At 33.3% G+C, this 18,159-nt stretch carries 14 protein-coding genes and 1 other annotated feature; of the genes, 11 read left to right on the forward strand and 3 right to left on the reverse strand.

Features of this window, described 5'->3' with window-relative positions:
- Positions 1-150: 150 nt before the first annotated feature.
- The gene (locus H8718_RS16055; protein ID WP_249333726.1) at positions 151-645 is read right to left on the reverse strand and encodes a GNAT family N-acetyltransferase; all 495 of its coding nucleotides are present in this window, start codon (positions 643-645) and stop codon (positions 151-153) included.
- 158 nt (positions 646-803) lie between these two features.
- Positions 804-1,010: a binding site (T-box leader), on the forward strand.
- Between the two features lie 132 nt (positions 1,011-1,142).
- On the opposite strand from H8718_RS16055, the gene hisS reads away from it, so the two are divergent.
- From hisS to rlmH, 5 genes are all read left to right on the forward strand, one after another.
- Positions 1,143-2,408 (forward strand): histidine--tRNA ligase, encoded by a 1,266-nt coding sequence (hisS, locus tag H8718_RS16060; protein WP_249333728.1) that lies wholly within the window; start codon positions 1,143-1,145, stop codon positions 2,406-2,408.
- 19 nt (positions 2,409-2,427) lie between these two features.
- Positions 2,428-4,233 carry an aspartate--tRNA ligase gene (gene aspS / locus H8718_RS16065; RefSeq protein ID WP_249333730.1) on the forward strand — a complete coding sequence of 602 codons (1,806 nt, stop codon included), beginning with the start codon at positions 2,428-2,430 and terminating at the stop codon, positions 4,231-4,233.
- Between the two features lie 626 nt (positions 4,234-4,859).
- Complete coding sequence (locus tag H8718_RS16070; protein ID WP_249333732.1) at positions 4,860-6,506, forward strand: ABC transporter ATP-binding protein; 1,647 nt, start codon at positions 4,860-4,862, stop codon at positions 6,504-6,506.
- A complete protein-coding gene (locus H8718_RS16075; protein ID WP_249333734.1) occupies positions 6,500-8,146 on the forward strand; it encodes an ABC transporter ATP-binding protein in 1,647 nt (548 codons plus the stop codon). Before H8718_RS16070 ends, H8718_RS16075 begins: the two co-directional genes overlap by 7 nt.
- A gap of 47 nt (positions 8,147-8,193) precedes the next feature.
- Entirely contained in the window at positions 8,194-8,664 is a 471-nt protein-coding gene (rlmH, locus tag H8718_RS16080; RefSeq protein ID WP_249333736.1) for a 23S rRNA (pseudouridine(1915)-N(3))-methyltransferase RlmH, read from the forward strand.
- Between the two features lie 136 nt (positions 8,665-8,800).
- On the opposite strand, the gene H8718_RS16085 is transcribed toward rlmH, so the two are convergent.
- Entirely contained in the window at positions 8,801-9,202 is a 402-nt protein-coding gene (locus H8718_RS16085) for a 23S rRNA (pseudouridine(1915)-N(3))-methyltransferase RlmH (RefSeq protein ID WP_249333738.1), read from the reverse strand.
- A 223-nt stretch (positions 9,203-9,425) separates the two neighbouring features.
- Complete coding sequence (locus H8718_RS16090; RefSeq protein ID WP_249333740.1) at positions 9,426-9,746, reverse strand: helix-turn-helix domain-containing protein; 321 nt, start codon at positions 9,744-9,746, stop codon at positions 9,426-9,428.
- A gap of 208 nt (positions 9,747-9,954) precedes the next feature.
- On the opposite strand from H8718_RS16090, the gene H8718_RS16095 reads away from it, so the two are divergent.
- From H8718_RS16095 to H8718_RS16120, 6 genes are all read left to right on the forward strand, one after another.
- On the forward strand, positions 9,955-11,334 hold the full coding sequence (locus H8718_RS16095; RefSeq protein WP_249333742.1) for an S-layer homology domain-containing protein: 1,380 nt from the start codon (positions 9,955-9,957) through the stop codon (positions 11,332-11,334).
- 67 nt (positions 11,335-11,401) lie between these two features.
- Positions 11,402-11,737: a hypothetical protein gene (locus H8718_RS16100; protein ID WP_249333744.1), complete on the forward strand. Its 336-nt coding sequence runs from the start codon at positions 11,402-11,404 to the stop codon at positions 11,735-11,737.
- Between the two features lie 49 nt (positions 11,738-11,786).
- A complete protein-coding gene (locus H8718_RS16105; protein WP_249333745.1) occupies positions 11,787-13,241 on the forward strand; it encodes a hypothetical protein in 1,455 nt (484 codons plus the stop codon).
- A gap of 79 nt (positions 13,242-13,320) precedes the next feature.
- Entirely contained in the window at positions 13,321-14,370 is a 1,050-nt protein-coding gene (locus H8718_RS16110; RefSeq protein ID WP_249333747.1) for a hypothetical protein, read from the forward strand.
- Between the two features lie 453 nt (positions 14,371-14,823).
- Positions 14,824-16,509, forward strand: a complete 1,686-nt coding sequence (locus H8718_RS16115; protein ID WP_249333749.1) for a hypothetical protein — start codon at positions 14,824-14,826, stop codon at positions 16,507-16,509.
- 517 nt (positions 16,510-17,026) lie between these two features.
- Positions 17,027-17,974 carry a DNA adenine methylase gene (locus H8718_RS16120; protein ID WP_249333750.1) on the forward strand — a complete coding sequence of 316 codons (948 nt, stop codon included), beginning with the start codon at positions 17,027-17,029 and terminating at the stop codon, positions 17,972-17,974.
- The last annotated feature ends 185 nt before the right edge of the window (positions 17,975-18,159 follow it).

Below are 18,159 nucleotides of genomic sequence, written 5' to 3' on the forward strand. Positions count from 1 at the left end.
TTTTAACAACATCTATTTTTATTTCATATGAAATTTTTGATTTTCTTCCCATGAAAAATGCTCCTCCTTAAGATAACAGTTTTATTATTTAAACTGTCTACCTTAAGGGGAGCATATCAATAGGCTGTCAGTGCTACCCCTTATTTATCATTAAATTGTTTTATGGAAGCAACAGAATGGTTCATTTTTTCTTGGGAAGATTACATCTCCAATATATTCGAAGCCAGCTTTTCTAAATAAAGCCTGTGCACGGTGGTTTTGGTAGAAAGTATCAATGCGAAGGTCACGGACACCTTCTTTTAATGCAAGTTCTTCTGCGAAGTTAAGTATTTGAGAAGCATAGCCACGTCCACCACATTCAGGGTGAATGGCAAGGCGATGGATTACATAAGCATCCTCTGAACTATGCCAATCTAAGTTTTTATATTCAGGAGCCTGCTTTTGATCGATGCAAGCAAAGCCACAAATCATATTATTTTCTTCAATTACATATAAAGTCCCGTTCTCTATATCTTGCTCGAAATGCACAGCAGTAGGATATGAATGATCCCACTGAAAGATATTGTACTTAGCCATATCTGTAATAACAAGGTCTTTTATCATTAATAAACTTTCAAGGTCAGTTAACATAGCACGTCGAATCATAAAATCCCTCTTTCTGTAAAAAATTAATGTTTTTGTAAAGTACGAGCGATAGAGGTATTATAGCATAGGTTAATTAAATTGCAATAGACTTGAATTTATTCCAAAATGCATCCTTGACAAAATACAAAAGCAGCTATAAAATAACAAATAATTGATAAAATAAAGCGAAGATGAGAAGGAGTACGATCTATCCCCGCAGAGAGAAGGCCTTGGCTGAAAGCCTTCACTAGATCTGAAGACATCTCGGAGTGTGTATCTGAACCCTAAGTAGGATACAACGGGTGGCTACGTTATAGGCTCTTAAGGTGCAAAGTTTAGGTTTTAAACTTTGAATCAGGGTGGCAACGCGACATATCGTCCCTGGCATTATGCTAGGGGCGTTTTTTATTGCTAATCGTATAGACAATTCACATACTTGTGTGTAATATTTGAGTAATTGTGTATAATTTAAAGAAATAAAATAAAAAATGTGTACAATTTTAGAAAAGGAGATGCTTATGGAGATTCGTGCATTAAAAGGTACCAAAGATATCTTTGGTGAAGAAATGAGAAAATGGCTCGATATGGAAGAGACCATTAGAAACTTATGTAATGACTTTGGATTTAGCCAAATTCGTACACCAATCTTTGAGTTTACAAATTTATTTCAAAGAGGTGTAGGAGAGACTACAGATATTGTTCAAAAAGAAATGTACTCTTTTGTGGATAAAGGGGATAATGCTATTACCCTTAAACCAGAAAGTACAGCGCCAGTAGTACGTAGTTACCTTGAACACAATATGGGAGCAGACGTACAGCCTATTAAGCTTTACTATATGTCTCCAACCTTCAGATATGAAAGACCACAAGCAGGGAGACAAAGACAGTTCCACCAATTTGGTGTAGAAATGTTTGGTACAGATTCACCTACAGCAGATGCTGAAATTATCAGTATTGGCTATGAACTTTTAAGACGTATCGGCCTAAATAAAGTAGAACTTCATATTAACTCATTAGGGGATACAGAGTGTCGTAAAAAATATAATGAAACACTTAAGGCTTTTCTTGAAAGTAAAAAAGATGGTCTTTGCCCACTTTGTAATGAACGTCGTGAGAAAAATCCACTTCGTGTACTTGACTGTAAAAATGAAGCATGCCAAGAAATGTTTAAAGATGCGCCAACTGTACTTGATACATTAGGGGATGAGTGTAAAGCTCACTTTGAAAAAGTACAAGAACTTTTAACCGCTATGGAAATTCCATTTGTAGTAGATCCTAAGATTGTACGTGGACTTGACTACTATACAAAAACAGTATTCGAATTTGTATCAAATGAAATTGGTGCACAAGGTACTGTATGTGGTGGTGGTAGATACAACTGCTTAGTAGAAGAAATTGGTGGCAAACCAACTCCAGCTGTTGGGTTTGGTGCAGGTATGGAGCGTCTTATTCTTGCCAAAGAAGCAGAAAATGGTAACACACTTCCACCAGCAACAAGAGATTTATTTTTAGGTTACAGAGGTGAAGGCGCTACTGTATGGGCTTATAAACTTGTAAATGAGTTAAGAAAAGAAGGCGTTAGTGCAGAAAGTGATCATCTTCAAAGAAGTGTTAAAGCACAAATGAAATATGCCAATAAAATTGGGGCTAAATACTCAGCAATTATTGGTGAGAGTGAGCTCGAAAACAAAGTGATTAATCTTAAAAACATGCAGACAGGTGAAGAAAAAGAAGTAGCTTTTGACGAGCTTGTAACTGTTATGAAACAAGAATTAAATAAATAATCTACAGGAGGGATATACAATGTCAGAATCAATGCAAGGTTTAAAAAGAACACATTACTGTACAGAACTTAGCGCTGCAAATGTAGGGGAAACTGTTACAGTAACAGGTTGGGTACAAAGAAGAAGAAACTTAGGTCAATTACTTTTCATCACATTAAGAGATAGAAGTGGCCTTCTTCAATTAGCTTTTGGCGAAGAAACAGATAAAGCTTTATTTGAAAAAGCAGAAACACTTAGAAGTGAATATGTTATTGCAGCAGTAGGTACTGTTCGTTCACGTGGTGAAGATGCTAATAAAACAATGAAAACAGGTGATATTGAAATCGAAGTAAAAGAACTTCGTATTTTATCAGAAGCAGAAACAACACCTTTTGAAATCGTAGAAAACAGCGATGTAAGAGAAGAGTTACGTTTAAAATACCGTTACCTTGACCTTCGTCGTCCAGATATGCAAAACACTATTATGCTTCGTAGCAAAACAACAGGTGCTGTAAGACGTTTCTTAGAAGCAAATAACTTCCTTGAAATCGAAACACCAATGCTTACAAAATCTACTCCAGAAGGTGCGCGTGACTACCTTGTACCATCTCGTGTACATCCAGGTAACTTCTATGCGCTTCCACAATCACCACAGATTTTCAAACAGCTTCTTATGGTATCAGGCTATGACTGTTACTTCCAAATCGTAAAATGTTTCCGTGATGAGGACCTTCGTGCTGACCGTCAGCCAGAGTTCACTCAAATCGATATGGAGCTTAGCTTCGTAGATGTAGATGATGTAATCGGTATTAACGAAAAACTTATCCAAACAGTATTTAAAGAAGTTCTTGATGTAGATGTTCAGCTTCCTATTCAAAGATTAACCTATCAGGAAGCTATGGACCGCTTTGGTAGTGATAAACCAGATATGCGTTATGGTGTAGAACTTACTGATCTTTCAGATGTTGTAGCAGGTAGTGGTTTTGCTGTATTTGAAAATGCTTTAGCAAATGGTGGATCAGTACGTGCAATCAATGCAAAAGGTATGGGAGATATCGGTCGTAAACAAATCGATAGCTTAGTAAAAGTAGGTCAAGACTTTGGTGCTAAAGGTGTAGCTTGGCTTCAAGTTAGACCAGATGGTGAAGAAAAATCTTCATTCACGAAGTTCTTAAATGAAGAAACAATTGCTGCAATCAAAGAGCGTATGGACGTAACAGACAACGATCTTATCTTAGTTGTAGCAGATAAACCATCTGTTGTTTACGCAGCACTTGGAGCACTTCGTCAAGAAGTTGCAAAACGTCTTGAGCTTGTTAATAAAGATGAATTCAGATTTGTATGGGTTACAGAGTTTCCACTTCTTGAGTATGATGAAGAAGCTGGCAGATACGTTGCAATGCACCACCCATTCACAATGCCAATGGATGAAGATATTGCTCTTATGGAAACACAGCCAGGTAAAGTACGTGCAAAAGCTTATGACCTTTGCCTTAACGGTTATGAACTTGGTGGTGGTAGTATCCGTATTTATCAACAAGATGTTCAAGAAAAAATGTTCAACCTTCTTGGCTTTACACAAGAAGAAGCTTACGAACGTTTTGGATTCTTACTCAATGCATTCAAATATGGTGTACCACCACATGGCGGTTTAGCATTCGGTCTTGATAGACTTGTAATGCTTATGGCAAAACGTGATAATATCCGTGACGTTATTGCATTCCCTAAAGTAAAAGATGCAAGCTGCCTCATGACAGAAGCACCAAACGTTGTAGATCAGAAACAATTAGATGAGTTAGCGCTTATTATTTCTGAAGCTGCAAAACAAGAAGAAACTGAAAACTAATTTAGATAAAAAAAGAGCTATTGCAAGGGCAATAGCTCTTTTTTTATCTAAATGAAGAAGCGCATAAAAAAGAACTACCAGTAAAGGTGATCACGTTTACTGGTAGTTTTTCTCACATATAATCTAGAGAGGATATAAGTTGAAGAAATTCATCAGAGTAGCTCCCATACCTGATGATAGATACATTGTAAAAGAAGTATGTAAAATGTAGAGGTGTATTACGTTAAAAATAGGTTAAAAATAAAAAAAGTTAGAGGCTATTAAAAATGAGTATAAATCTAATAGTTTACAAGAATGTAAAATTGTGATACAATTCTATCAAATAAAAAATAGGAGGAAAGTACGAACATGAGTAGAATACTATACTGCTAAATAATACTTTGAAAGTATTGCTAGTGAAAAAACACATTTCAAACAAGATAAGATAATTGGAAGCCTAGGGGAAGTCTATATAGACAGCCTCAAGGGGTGTGTTTTTCATGCAGATAGTAGAATAAGCTCATATTCGTGCTTTCCTATGCGGTTAAATGATTTAAAGCTATAGGGAAGGACTACCTATGGCTTTTTTTGTGCGCGCCAAAACGCTATTTGCAGAGGAACTCCAATTAGGTCGTAAGGAGGGAATTATGAAAGCGTTATTATTAAAGAGAAAATGGGCTTTTATGGTCTATATTTTAGCAAGTTGTTTATTTATTGTAAGTGATTTACTCTATATGAGTTTATCCTCTATGATTTTTGATGCCTTAGAGAAGGGGAGTCTTACATTATTTATTAATCGTATTGTACTGGGCATTCTGATTCTAGGAACTATGAGTGCTTTGTACTTTACATCACGTTTCTTACGTATTGGATATATGCGTAATGTGCTTTTAGATATTCGTATGGAGGCTTTTAAGACTATACTTAAAATGTCACCGAGACAGTTTGGTAAGATTTCAAAAGAGAACTATGTATCACGTTTAACAAATGATATTAATTTAATTGAAGAAAAGTTTTTTAGAAGCCTTTTAAATTTTATTTCAGGACTTGGTTTATATGTTTTCGGATTAGTCATTTTACTTGTTATGGATAGAATGTTAGCATTATGGATTTTTGCTGTTTCACTAATAGTTTACTTTATTTGCAAGCTTTTCTTAAAGCGTACAGAGCAGCTTCAAGAAGAAGTCTCTACAGAAAACGAAAAGTTTACTTTAAATATGAGTAATACTTTTAATGGTCTTGAAATCATTAAACTAGGTAATATTGAAGATAAATTCCTAGATAAAAATAAGCAGGAAGTTTCTCGTGTAGAACATAGGAAATTTGTTTTTAATAACTTTTCAGAAGTTCAGCAAAATGTACTACTTTTTGCAAGCTACCTTGTTATGGTAGGAGTAGTATGGCATTTAGGTTTATGTATTGCAGAAGGCATGGCCCTTGGGAGTGCAGTCTTTTTATTCCAACTTAGTAATCAAGTAGTCTTTAGAACTATGGATACCTTTCCGCTTTTAAATGTAATCCGTTCTTCAAGCAAGATTTATGATAAGCTTACACAGATTGAAGAGCAGATAGAGGTAGAAGGGCAGCAGCCATTTTGTTTTAATCAACATATGATGCTGAGAAATGTAAGCTTTGGTTATGAACAGGATCAGCCACTTCTAAAAAATATTTCTCTAAAAATAGAGAAAGGCAAGAAGTACTTGATTAAAGGAGCAAGTGGGAGTGGTAAGTCTACTTTACTAAAGATGTTAGAGATGATCTATGATGACTATGAGGGGACTATACAGGTAGATGGGGTAGATTATAAGAGCATTAGCAGTAAGGATTTCAATGATAAAGTTGCCGTTATCGACCAGGATATCTTCTTATTTGAAGATACTATAGAGAATAATATTAGTCTTTACAAGCCATTAAATGACGAGATTATGGAAAAGGCTATTACAGGAGCTGGTTTAGAAGATTTTATTGGAGAAAAAGAAGCAGGGCTTCAGACAGCTATTTTAGAAAATGGTAAAAACTTATCAGGAGGGCAAAGGCAGCGAATTGCTATTGCACGTGCCATTGCCAAGGAAGCAGAACTTTTATTTGTAGATGAAGGTACGGCAAGCCTGAATGAGAAGCTTGGAAGGGAAATTGAAAAGGTATTTTTATCACTTCCTCAAACTGTTATTGCCATTAGCCATAGATATTATGAAGGTGTGAGTGAAAGGTATGATTATGTATTAGAGCTTCAAGGTGGGCATGTTAAAGTTCATGAAGCGAAAACCTATTTTGAGGGGGTGGGTGTATGCTAAAAAAATTAATGAAAACATGGCCTTACTTACTTATAACTGTAATACTTACAGGGACATTAGGTATGCTAGAAGGCTATATGATGATTAGGCTTATGAATTTATTGGATTTGGCTTTGAGTAAACAGATGCATATGTTTAAGACCTATAGTTTAGAATTATTAAGCTATGCATTAATGCTAGTGCCACTTGCTATTGCAGCGACACTTTCAAAAAACTTATTTAAGAAAAAAGCCAACGAAAGTATGAAATATTATTATTTAGAAGGTATATATGGTAAGAATATCAATGAATTTCATGCACAGAACAATGCTAAGTATTTATCTACTTTAACGAATGATTTTAATACAATAGAGATGAAACTTATTGATTCACTTTATATGATTATTGATTTTGGAACAGTTTTTGTAGCAGGATTATGGATGATTTGGACAGTTAATCCTTGGTTTGCACTTATAGGATTAGGCTTGGTGACAGTTAATACAACCATTACTGTATTATCCAATAAACCTATTAATAAGCAGACTAAACTTAGAAGTGATCTGTTTGAAACTTATACAGGCTATATTAAAGAAGTACTATCTGCTTTTCATATTATTAAAAATAACAATCTATACAGCCGCATCAAAGATAATTTTAGAAAACAAAGTGAGACGTTGCAGCATAAGGGGTATCTTATTGATAGGATGCTTACCTATGTATATGGCGCTCAAAATCTTTCTTCGGACTTGATGGTCTTGATTGTTATAGGGATAGCAGGTTATTTTGCACTAACAGGGCGTGGTACAGTAGGAAGTGTGCTACTTGCCGTAGAAGGAATGTACCGTATTCTGTGGCCTATTAATATGATTAGTGAAGCCATGCCGGGCTTACTTAGTACTAAAGGGATTATAGAAAAGATTGAAGAGACACTAAAAAATACTGTAGAGTATGAAGAACATGAGGAGGAAGCAAGTTTAAAAGAAGCCATCTACTTTGAGCGGGTAACTTTTGCCTATGAAGGTCAAGAAGCGATTTTAGATGAGGTAGATGTAACCTTTAAGAAAGGCGGCAAGTATCTTATTATTGGGCCAAGTGGTGGAGGCAAATCTACTTTGCTAAAGCTATTAAGAAAATATTTCAACCCTATAAAAGGGACCATTTGGATTGATCATAAGCCTCTTAAGGGGATTAAGAAAGAGGCTTACTTTAGGAAGATTACAAATGTGGAGCAGAAAGTATTTTTGTTTGAAGATACACTAAGAAACAACCTGACCCTTTATAAAGATTATAGCGAGGAGGAAATATGGGCAGCGCTGACAAAGGCTGGGCTTAAAGAGTTTGTAAAGACTCATGAGGGAGGCCTAGATTATATGATTTATGAGGATGGTAAGAATGTATCAGGAGGAGAGAAAAGTCGTATTGCTATAGCAAGGGGGCTTTTAGAACATGCAGATTTGATTTTATTAGATGAAGCTTTTTCTGCTTTAGATTACGACAAGGCACGTGAAATAGAACAAAGTCTCTTAGAATTGGAGGATGTGACCGTCATTCACATAAGTCATGTTCTCTTTAGAGAACATGAGGAGCAGTATGATGGCATCTATATGGTTAAAAACAAAAAGGTTTACCCTTATAAGAAAACACCCATGATAGCAAGCTAAAGACATGATATAATAAGGCTACTAAATGGACTCATAAGGAGAATGACATGAAGATAGATATTGTATGCGTAGGAAAACTAAAAGAAAAATACTTAGTGCAAGCTATAGAGGAATACAGCAAACGCCTAAGCAGATACTGCAAGCTTAATATTATTGAGTTAGCTGATGAAAAAACACCTGATAATGCTTCAGAAAAAGAAGAACTTCAAATTAAAGATAAAGAGGGGGATAAAATCCTTGCTCAAATTAAAGACACTGCTTATGTAATCACTTTAGACTTAGGCGGAAAAATGGTTACCTCAGAAGCCTTCGCCCAAATGATTTCAAACTGCGGAATACAAGGTAACAGCCACCTTGTATTTGTGATCGGTGGATCATTAGGATTAGCTGATAAGGTATTAAAAAGAGCAAACGGAAGCTTATCTTTCTCTAAGATGACCTTCCCTCACCAGCTCTTTAGAGTAATGCTATTAGAGCAGATTTATAGAGGTTATAGAATTATTAATGGTGAACCATAAGATACCATACACTAAAACTATTTTAGAGGATACATCAAAGCGTATACAGTTTATATTGTATCTTGATAGGGGAAAAGTTGATAATGTATTAGTGGATAAATAAGAGCTTGACTCTCTGTAGAGAGTCAAGCTCTTATTATTTATGATAGGGCTGATTATTTAGAATACGGTAGGCACGATAAATCTGTTCGAAAGTAACAGTAGTAGTGAGACCTAAATCCATATTCATGGAACTAATGGCAATTTGCTCATCTGAGTCTAAGTTATCACAGCCTATAATGATAGAAACATCAGAAGTACCAGAGACTCCCCAAGCATTTAGTTTTTGAGCAAATTCTTCAGAGTTTAAATGAAGACCTTGAGGAGTAATAAAAATAATATAAGATTTATTAGTAAGTTTCTTGTTGAGCTGTTCGGGAGATTTTAAGTAAATAAAAGAGGTCTTACAATATCGACTAAGTCGTTTGGTATACTCTTTTATTGCTTCGAGATAAAATTTATCAAGTTTATCCCCTATAGCATAAATTTTAAAGTTCATAATCACCTCTAATTAATAGAATATTATTATTCATTATATATCAAATAGAATTAGAGTGATAGTTATTTGAATAGGTTAATAAAACACATATGTATTTTATTAAAAATTATTAAACCAATTAGAGATAAAAAAGAAAATATATTGCTTTATATAATAAAAAAGCACAAATAAAGAGCTACTAACTTTCAACAAGAGAGTGAGTAGCTCTTATCTATATAATACATTATTTACATTTATATTTAGATGCGAGAAAAGACAAAAATTCATCCATAGAAGCTTGTCCAGCAGTAGGAAGAGAATTATAAGTAGTGATGATTTGAGAGTTTTTATAAGGGTCTTTTGTATTAGATAGACCAAGTAAGTAGTCAGTGGTTACATTAAAGTATTTAGCGAGTTTAATAAGAGAGTCAGCATCACGAAGAAAGTGCTTATCATTTTCATAGAAACTTACCATACGAGCACTAATATTAAGAAGGGTTGCAATATCAGCTTGAGTAACATCATTTTCCTCACGAAGAGAGCGTAATCTTTCGCCGAATGTCATATATATCACCTCTTCTATAATTGTACAGAGTAGTAAGTACACATAGATGAAAAGAGAAATATAATTACCTTGAACTATTGAAAAAGAAAATATATTACTATAAAATAGAAAACGAGTAGTAGAACTAATATGAATCACATGACGCTTGTGAATATTAAAATTTAAATGTAAAGTAAAAAATTATGATACAGATTGAGAGGGAATGAAAATGTGTAAAACAAAAATAAAACAAGTACTTATGTCAGGGGCATTAGCAGTTTCAGTAGTTCTAGTTGGAGCATCTTCTACATATGCAAAGGAAACTAATGTTATATCTAATCATTTCACTACAGTAAGTGAATATAAAAATAATACATTTAGCGATGTAGCTTTAAAAGACTGGTTCTCTAGCAGTGTTCAATCCGTTTATGAGTTAGGACTAATGTCAGGAGAATCCGAAGATAAGTTTAACCCTAATGGTTCCATTACAGTAGCACAAAGTATAGCAATAGCATCACGAGTACATGCAATTTATCATACAGGTTCACAAGATGTATTAAATAAGTATAGTGGTGATAAGTGGTATTCAGGGGTAGAACAATATGCAATTGAAAATAATCTTATTAAACAAGGTGATTTTACAAATGAGAGTATGAATAGACCTGCTACAAGAGCAGAACTTATTTACATCTTAGATGGTGCAATCCCAGAGACTATGTTAGAACCTATTAATTCAGTAGAAAATATTAAAGATATGAACAGGAGTAGTAAGTATGGGAATGAAATGTACAGAATGGTTAATGCAGGGGTAATCAGTGGATACCAAGATAACACTATTAAACCTAATAATAAAATCACAAGAGCAGAAACAAGTGCAATTGTAAGCAGACTTATTAGACCTTCTGAAAGGGTAAAGGTAGAAAATCTACAAAATGCTAAGCAATATGATTCAATTTTCCATGTGCAAGTTAATGGAACGACAAGAGCAAATTTTGATATGGTAAGTGCAACATTTGAACTTACTGATAGTAAGGGGAATTCATTTGGGACGCTAACTACCAGTAAGGATAATGTAACAGAATGGGGTGGCAGTATCTTAAAGTTTAATGTACCTAAATATAAAGAAGGCGATGTATTCAGACTTTATTTAAGAAATTATGACGAGGATGTAGAAGGAATCTATTTTAACTCGATTGAGGAGTTGGAATTAAAGAAAGATGATTATGTTGAAATTAAAGTGACGCAAGGAATAAGTGAAGACACATATGAACCCATACTTTACGGAGCAAGTGAAATAGAGTACATACCTCAAATAAATATATTTGCAAAAAATCCTAATAGCATAGGTATTGCCTTTGAATTAAATGGACAATACAAAGATGGAATTTATTTTTATGTAAAAGATTTAGTAACAGGAAAGGAAACAGGTTATTCAAGCATAGATACTTATATTCCTTACCTAAAGGAGAGTAACTCTCAATTAGAGGTTACCTTAGAAGATGAGAATTTTGTAATGGTTATAGATGGAAAAGAAACGAAAAGTACCTTAATAGATTTTAATAAGTATGAGGATGGACTTATTAAGTTGAAAGTTAAAAAGATTAAGTAGATAAGTAGGCTATTCAGCTCATAATAGTCAATTGTGATAGATGTAAAGAATTAAAGGAGGATTCATGATGTGGAGTCAAATTAGAGATGGATTACACGCATATGAAGTGAGTAAGCGATTTGGTGCAGTAATGTTTTGGGAGACAGTGGTAGCAAGTTGTATTATAGGAGGAATTAATAATTCCTTGTGGGTAGGGGTCATAGCATTTCTTGGAATATTAATAGCATGGAGCTTACCACTTATAGGAACAATTATGATGGTAACAGTATCAGGGCTATATGGTTATCTTGTATGGGAAATATTACGTCTATTTGGAGTACATAGTGCACTTTGTTTTTTAGGATTGGCACTAACCTTTTTGGTGGCATTTGGAAGTCATGTGATGACAGCAGGTAATGGCTGATAATGAAGTGAAAGAAAAAGGTTTAGCATTATATCAAGAGGTGGTTCTAGTGAATAACAAATTATTAAATGTGGTTAAATCTATAGGTGTAGGAGCATTAATTATAGGAGTAAGTGGCATGAGTAATCTATTATATGCAAATACAGTAGATACAGCTCTAGCTAAGGGATATTATAATGTTTTAACAGATGTTATTAAGACACATGGTATCTATAAAGATTTAGGAGAGGTAAGAGGGAATGGTTTAGTCTATGCAAATCTTCAAGATTTTGAAGGAGATGGCATTCCAGAACTCTATATGATACGTTCACAAAATGATGAAAACAGTATAGGTGGATATGTAGAATCCATATGGGGGTATAAGTCAGGCAAGGCTTATCCTATCTCATCAGCATATAATAATATAGGAAAACGTAGGGATAGTCGAGACATCTATATGACTAAAATAGAAGGCAAAGATTACTTGGTACATAGAACACAATTATCTCATGGTCATGGAAAGTCTCCTTATGATAATGTAAGTATAGACGATATAGCAATCTACACAGTAAAAAATGGAAAATTAGTAAAGATTGAAGAAGTAAAAGGTTTATGGGAATCAACAGTTGATGATTCTTTAAAGGAACGCAAATCATTCACTCAGATACAAGGTGGTAAAACTAAAACAATCACTGAAAATACTTATAATAATCTAATGAAGAAGTACACAGCAGGAACACTCATTTGTTATGGTGAAGCAGGTTCACCTGCATTTAGTATTGATACTTCAAATGGCAATGAGCAATTTATGAAGTTCTATAAGGAACTAGATAATAAGGCAAATAAGGCGAATGCTTCTATTAAAGATGTTTACTCTACTAAATCTAAAGAAGAAAAAGAACAAATAGGAAGATTTTTATCAAACTTTCCTTACGCACTTATAGACTTTAATATTGCAAAGTATAATGACCATGAGTTAATTAAAGTAGGACAAATCAATCAATGGCATGGATTTGTAAATTTAGCAAATGGAGAGAAGATAAAGAGTACAATGATTAATGAATGGTATTATGATGGATTTCCTATGAGTACTGTAGATACATATGTATATAGTCTATTTGGGGTAAAACCAGATATTACTAGAACACAGGGAAAGGATTTTTTTCATTATTATAAAGCAAAAGATAAGTATTACTTTCCTATTATAGAAGGAATGAATCCATCAAGATATGGAACAAATATCAAGAATATGTATCAATTAAATAACACGACTTATTGTATAACATTTGACTTATATGAAGTTGATTTAACACGTTTAGAGAGTTGGAAGGATGATTGGACGAAACCTTATAGCAATTGGACTAGTGAACAAAAGCAATATGGGGAAGTAAAAGGAACAGGCTATGCAGTCGTTAAACAAGTTTCTCAAAATGGCAAGTTAGGATGGAATCTTGTAGAGTATCATAAAGATGGTGGTATTCTGTCAAACAAACAATTAGAAGCACTTCAGAAAAAATATAAATAGAATAGGAGGCTCATAGTTTTATAATATATAAATTATAGAATTATGCACAGGTGATTAATCAAGATAAGAGGGAGAAAAGATGAAAAGATTAGGGATAGTTTTACTTACTATGATGTTATGTAGTAATAGTTTGATGGCAAAAAATATAGATGAACCACAGATATATGGGACAAGAGTAGCAATTGAAGATGTTGTTAGTACAGTACCTTATATTAAAACCTCGGATATATTAGGTGGTATGGGTGAATATTTTCATGCAAGAAATCTAGCAAGTTTATTGGGGTATTATACTTACTTTCAAAATGATATATTGAGATTTGAATCTGTCAAATCAGATGTAAATCCAATTGTCATAGAGTTTGATTTAAAGAATAAAATAGGTTATGCATATGATAAAAATGAACTTATAGAAGGAATAGCTATAAGTAGCTTACCTAGTTATAAAAGATTAAGTAATATACCAGTAAAAGTACAAGGGTCATATTTTGTACATATGAAAGACTTTTGTGGAGCATTGGGGTTAGAGACTCAATTTGTCATGAATCTTTCTAATGGTACTTATCATGAGATAAAAAATGAAAATATGGTTATTATGACACCTACAGAAGACAAAGCAATAAAAGAACAAGTAGATAAATTAATGAAGAATGAGTTGCTTGATTGTAGATGTACACAAGCGGGTATGTCAACACATATAGCAGATAGGAAGTACTTAGAGACTGGAGAGGGAATGAACAGTTTAGCATGTTATCTCATTACAGAGAAGTATGGTACAACTAACCAGCTACCTCAAGTAGAGAATACTACAGGAGAATATAAAGGAAAAAGAGGAACTGGAAGGGTAATGGTACATATAAAAGAAAATAGAGGTACAGATGGTAAAATACGTCAAATAAAGAAAGAGAACGGAAGAATGGGGGTATGGCTTAATAAGTATGCACGTGAAATAGACAGAAATTTAGATAGAGCAGTCAGATTCAGCTCAGAGCATCAAATGGGAACTTTATCTGGAAATTTTTCAATAGATAGTATCATAGATGATTACAATTGTTTTGTAGACCTTTATAATAGAGCATATAGTCAGAGTGATATCAAGTTGTCTAAAATAAAGGTAACTCCTAAAAACTAAGTATACATAAGGTTAATGAATGGCGAGATCCTATCAAATAAGCAATGAGAAATATGTTAGAAAAATAGAAATAGATAGGCTAATTAAATTAGGATTGAATGTGGTTATTAGAAATGCATCTCTACTAAGAGATGCATTTCTAATATTTAAAGAAGCTGGATAGGGGAAAGTGTACAAGGTGTTATGTATATTAATGTGCAAGATGGATTGTTAACATTTAATTGGACAATTTATTTAAGGTGATTTTTCATGTACTGATAAGGTGTTAAATATCCTAGTGATGAATCTAGTATTATTAAACCAGCTAACATAGTCAGTTAGTTTGTATAAGACTTCTTTTACTCATCTTGGGTTTAGGGTTCTGGCTACATAATCTTGGAGAAAAAGCTGAAAGAGAATGAGATGTAAAAATAGTCAATATGTATATAGCAATATAAAATTAAGGAGAATTTTATGAAAAGACAATATTTAATGACAATGCTTTTATCAAGTTTGATACTACCAACAACATTAATGGCGCAGACAGTAAGACCGCTTTACTTTGACACGGAAATAGAAATTAATGAGCGTAACGTCACGATGGATGCTTTCATAGTAAATGGAAAAATGTATACAACAGTTCGTTCGTTAGCACAAGAATTTTCGGGGACAATTGATGCGTTTGATGTCATATGGAATCCAGTAGAAAAAATTACTGAATTAAAAATAGGACACCCTTACAGTGGAGAACACAAAGAGTTCACTTTTTCAGGTGATAATATGCACGTGACCCCTAATACATCAAAGCTTAAAGTAGGCAATAGCATCTATACATTTAAGACATACACTATGGATGGAACAATATATTATGCACTAGAAGATTTAGCACACCTAATAGGATTTGAAGTTATTGCAAGACCTGAAAAAGGCAAGTTAGATATTTTAACAGAAAATGAAACAAGACAAGTAATTAGCACAGATTTACCTTATGTTTCAGTTGTGTATAAAAACACAAATAGCAGATGGGCACATACCAATTTTCATAGTCTTGCAAAAACAGAAGAAGGTCTTTTACAAGCTGTTGTAGAAGGTGAAAATGGGGTTTTAATTCATAACTATACACCTGAAGGAAAATTACAAAGCACAAAGACGTTACCACTTGAGTTGAGTATATATGGTGGATTTTATCAAGGTATAGATGCAAATTATATTGTGAGTGGTGATACAAATGTTAGTGAATCACTAACGAAAGAAGTAATACGTGTTGTAAAATATGATAAAAACTTTAACAAGGTAGATACACTTTCTTTAACAGGTGAAGACATACGCACAACAGTACCTTTTGATGCAGGGAGCTTGCGCATGGCTGAAACAGAAGATGACCTTATCATTCATACTTCAAGAGAACGTTTTAAATCTAGAGATGGACTTAATCATCAATCTCAGTTAACACTTGTAATAGATAAAGAAACAATGACATTAAAAGAAAAAGTAACCGATTTTCAAAGTAACCATGTGAGTCACTCTTTTAATCAATTTGTACGTGTTGATGGTGATAAACATATTTTAATTGACCATGGTGATGCATATCCTCGTTCAATTGTATTACATAGGGGAGATGGACAAACTTATGAAAAGGTAGATTTATTTGATATCCCAGGCTTAGTAGGTGCGAATGCAACAGGTGTTTCAGTAGGTGGATTGGAAGTTACTACAGATAATTATATGGTAGCATTTAATACAGTTAATCATGACTTGATTACAAATTATACATCTTTTGGCTTAGAAGGTACACAAATAGATACAAGAGATGTTGTCTTAGCAATTGTTCCTAAAAATAATTTAAATAAAAAAGCAGTTAAGCACATCAAACTCACAAATTATGCAGAAACAAATAAAACGGCATATCCACCTCACTTAGTTAAGCTACATAATGATGAATATATGGTACTATGGGAAGAGATTCAAAAAGATGGTATATCTATAGGAAGTGAAGTAAAATATGCTATCGTTGATGGTAATGGAAAAATTGTGCAAGCTATTAAAACATTACCAGATGGCGAACTTTCAGATTGTCAACCAATTTATATAAACGGTGAAGTTGTATGGATTGTAGATATAGATAATACTAGAATTTTGTATAGTATTCCTGTAATTTAAAAACATATCTTAAGGTTTACTTTTGAATTGGGTAAATAAAATACATATAGGAAGTGGTATAAATAATTAGAAAGTGGAATTTAAAAGTGCTTAAAGGGCTTGAAAATAAAGGGTTTATGAAAATACAATGATAATTTATGATTATATAGGGGAGATACCAACTTCGTTGGTATCTCTTTTTCCCTATAAAAAGGGAAAATCCTTTCCTATTATAATAGGGAATACTATTTTATAGAGATAGGGTTACTATAGAAGGAAGTACTACAAGAACAATAAATAAGAACTAAGGATAAGAACATAGAGGATAAAGTTTACATGAGTGATAAGAAGACTGGAAGTATTGAGGTATAGGGGAAAGAACGGTTATAAGTAGATAGGGTATCGTATAGAATAACAGATAAAAAAGAGTAGAGTAGTATTTAAAAGTGTCCGACAGTAAAGGGATTGCAAAGAGTATTAAGTGGTTGATATAATTAAGATTCTAAGAAATAAGATTTAAAATGGGATAGGGTAAGAGATGGCAAAGAAAATAAAAGAACAAACTGAGAAAATATCGGCAAGACTTTCAAAAAGTAAATTGGAAGAAGTGAAACGATTATATGGGGTCGATTCAACAACGGAACTACTTGACCAATTATTAAATAGGGCACTTGATAGCAATTTCCAGGCAGATGCTACTCGCTCTGTGATTACTGGAATAGGAGCTAAGAATAAGGTAGCACATCGTATTATAGAACTCATGCCTCAACATACTACATATATTGAGCCTTTTGGCAATACATCAAGTATTCTCTTAAAAAAGGAGCGAGTGGATAAAGAGATATATAATGATATTGATAGCGATATCACTAATTTCTTTATGGTCTTACGAGATGACCCCATGAGACTGTTTGAACGATGCAATTCACTCCCTTATTCTGAAGAATTATACTATCAATTTAAAAATGCTCCAGTACCTGTGGACAAGATAGAGCAAGCAGCAAGATTTTTCTTTTTGTGTAGAGCAAGTTATATGGGACAAAGAACGGGTTTCAGAGTACACTCGGATAATGGACGAAGTTTTGCGAAGCTTTATCATAAAGAATGTAGACGTTTTTGGATGGTTGCAAAAAGATTTGAGGGAGTTGAAATTATTAATCAAGATTTTCGAAAAGTCATAAAACGCTATAGTCAAAATGAAGAAGCATTATTTTTAGTCGACCCACCATACTTTGGGGTAGATAGTTACTACTTATATCCATTTACACTAGGTGACCATATTGATTTAATAGAGTTACTCTGTGACATTAAAGGGAAGTTTATGGTTTGTCATAGTTATGATGAAACAATTGATAGATTATATCGAGATTTGGGGTTTGAGTGTAAAAAGCTGAATACTAAATATATGTCTAATTATGCAAGGTTAGACGAACAAGGGCAATTGAAAAAGAAAAAACAAGTACTATGTATTTATAAAAATTTTTAAAAAGATAGGTTCTAAAAATAGACCTATTTTTTTTTATACATATATTAAAAAACTGTCCGACATAAATCTCTATAAAAGAAGATGTAAACTTTGTAAATTCAACGAAATACTAGAGTTTTAATATAAAAATATATGTTTATAGGATTAGATTGTTACTTTTGCATAAATTGTCATGATAGAAATAG

The sequence above is a fragment of the Zhenhengia yiwuensis genome, from assembly GCF_014384995.1.
Taxonomy (GTDB): Bacteria; Bacillota; Clostridia; order Lachnospirales; family Cellulosilyticaceae; genus Zhenhengia; species Zhenhengia yiwuensis.

Bases quoted from the DNA above. Each gene is read 5' to 3' on its own strand.
- H8718_RS16095 (WP_249333742.1), top strand. From the start codon at position 9,955: ATGTGTAAAACAAAAATAAAACAAGTACTTATGTCAGGGGCATTAGCA.
- H8718_RS16055 (WP_249333726.1), bottom strand. From the start codon at position 645: ATGATTCGACGTGCTATGTTAACTGACCTTGAAAGTTTATTAATGATA.
- H8718_RS16115 (WP_249333749.1), top strand. From the start codon at position 14,824: ATGAAAAGACAATATTTAATGACAATGCTTTTATCAAGTTTGATACTA.
- H8718_RS16100 (WP_249333744.1), top strand. From the start codon at position 11,402: ATGTGGAGTCAAATTAGAGATGGATTACACGCATATGAAGTGAGTAAG.
- H8718_RS16120 (WP_249333750.1), top strand. From the start codon at position 17,027: ATGGCAAAGAAAATAAAAGAACAAACTGAGAAAATATCGGCAAGACTT.
- H8718_RS16085 (WP_249333738.1), bottom strand. From the start codon at position 9,202: ATGAACTTTAAAATTTATGCTATAGGGGATAAACTTGATAAATTTTAT.
- H8718_RS16070 (WP_249333732.1), top strand. From the start codon at position 4,860: ATGAAAGCGTTATTATTAAAGAGAAAATGGGCTTTTATGGTCTATATT.
- rlmH (WP_249333736.1), top strand. From the start codon at position 8,194: ATGAAGATAGATATTGTATGCGTAGGAAAACTAAAAGAAAAATACTTA.
- H8718_RS16075 (WP_249333734.1), top strand. From the start codon at position 6,500: ATGCTAAAAAAATTAATGAAAACATGGCCTTACTTACTTATAACTGTA.
- aspS (WP_249333730.1), top strand. From the start codon at position 2,428: ATGTCAGAATCAATGCAAGGTTTAAAAAGAACACATTACTGTACAGAA.
- H8718_RS16110 (WP_249333747.1), top strand. From the start codon at position 13,321: ATGAAAAGATTAGGGATAGTTTTACTTACTATGATGTTATGTAGTAAT.
- hisS (WP_249333728.1), top strand. From the start codon at position 1,143: ATGGAGATTCGTGCATTAAAAGGTACCAAAGATATCTTTGGTGAAGAA.
- H8718_RS16090 (WP_249333740.1), bottom strand. From the start codon at position 9,746: ATGACATTCGGCGAAAGATTACGCTCTCTTCGTGAGGAAAATGATGTT.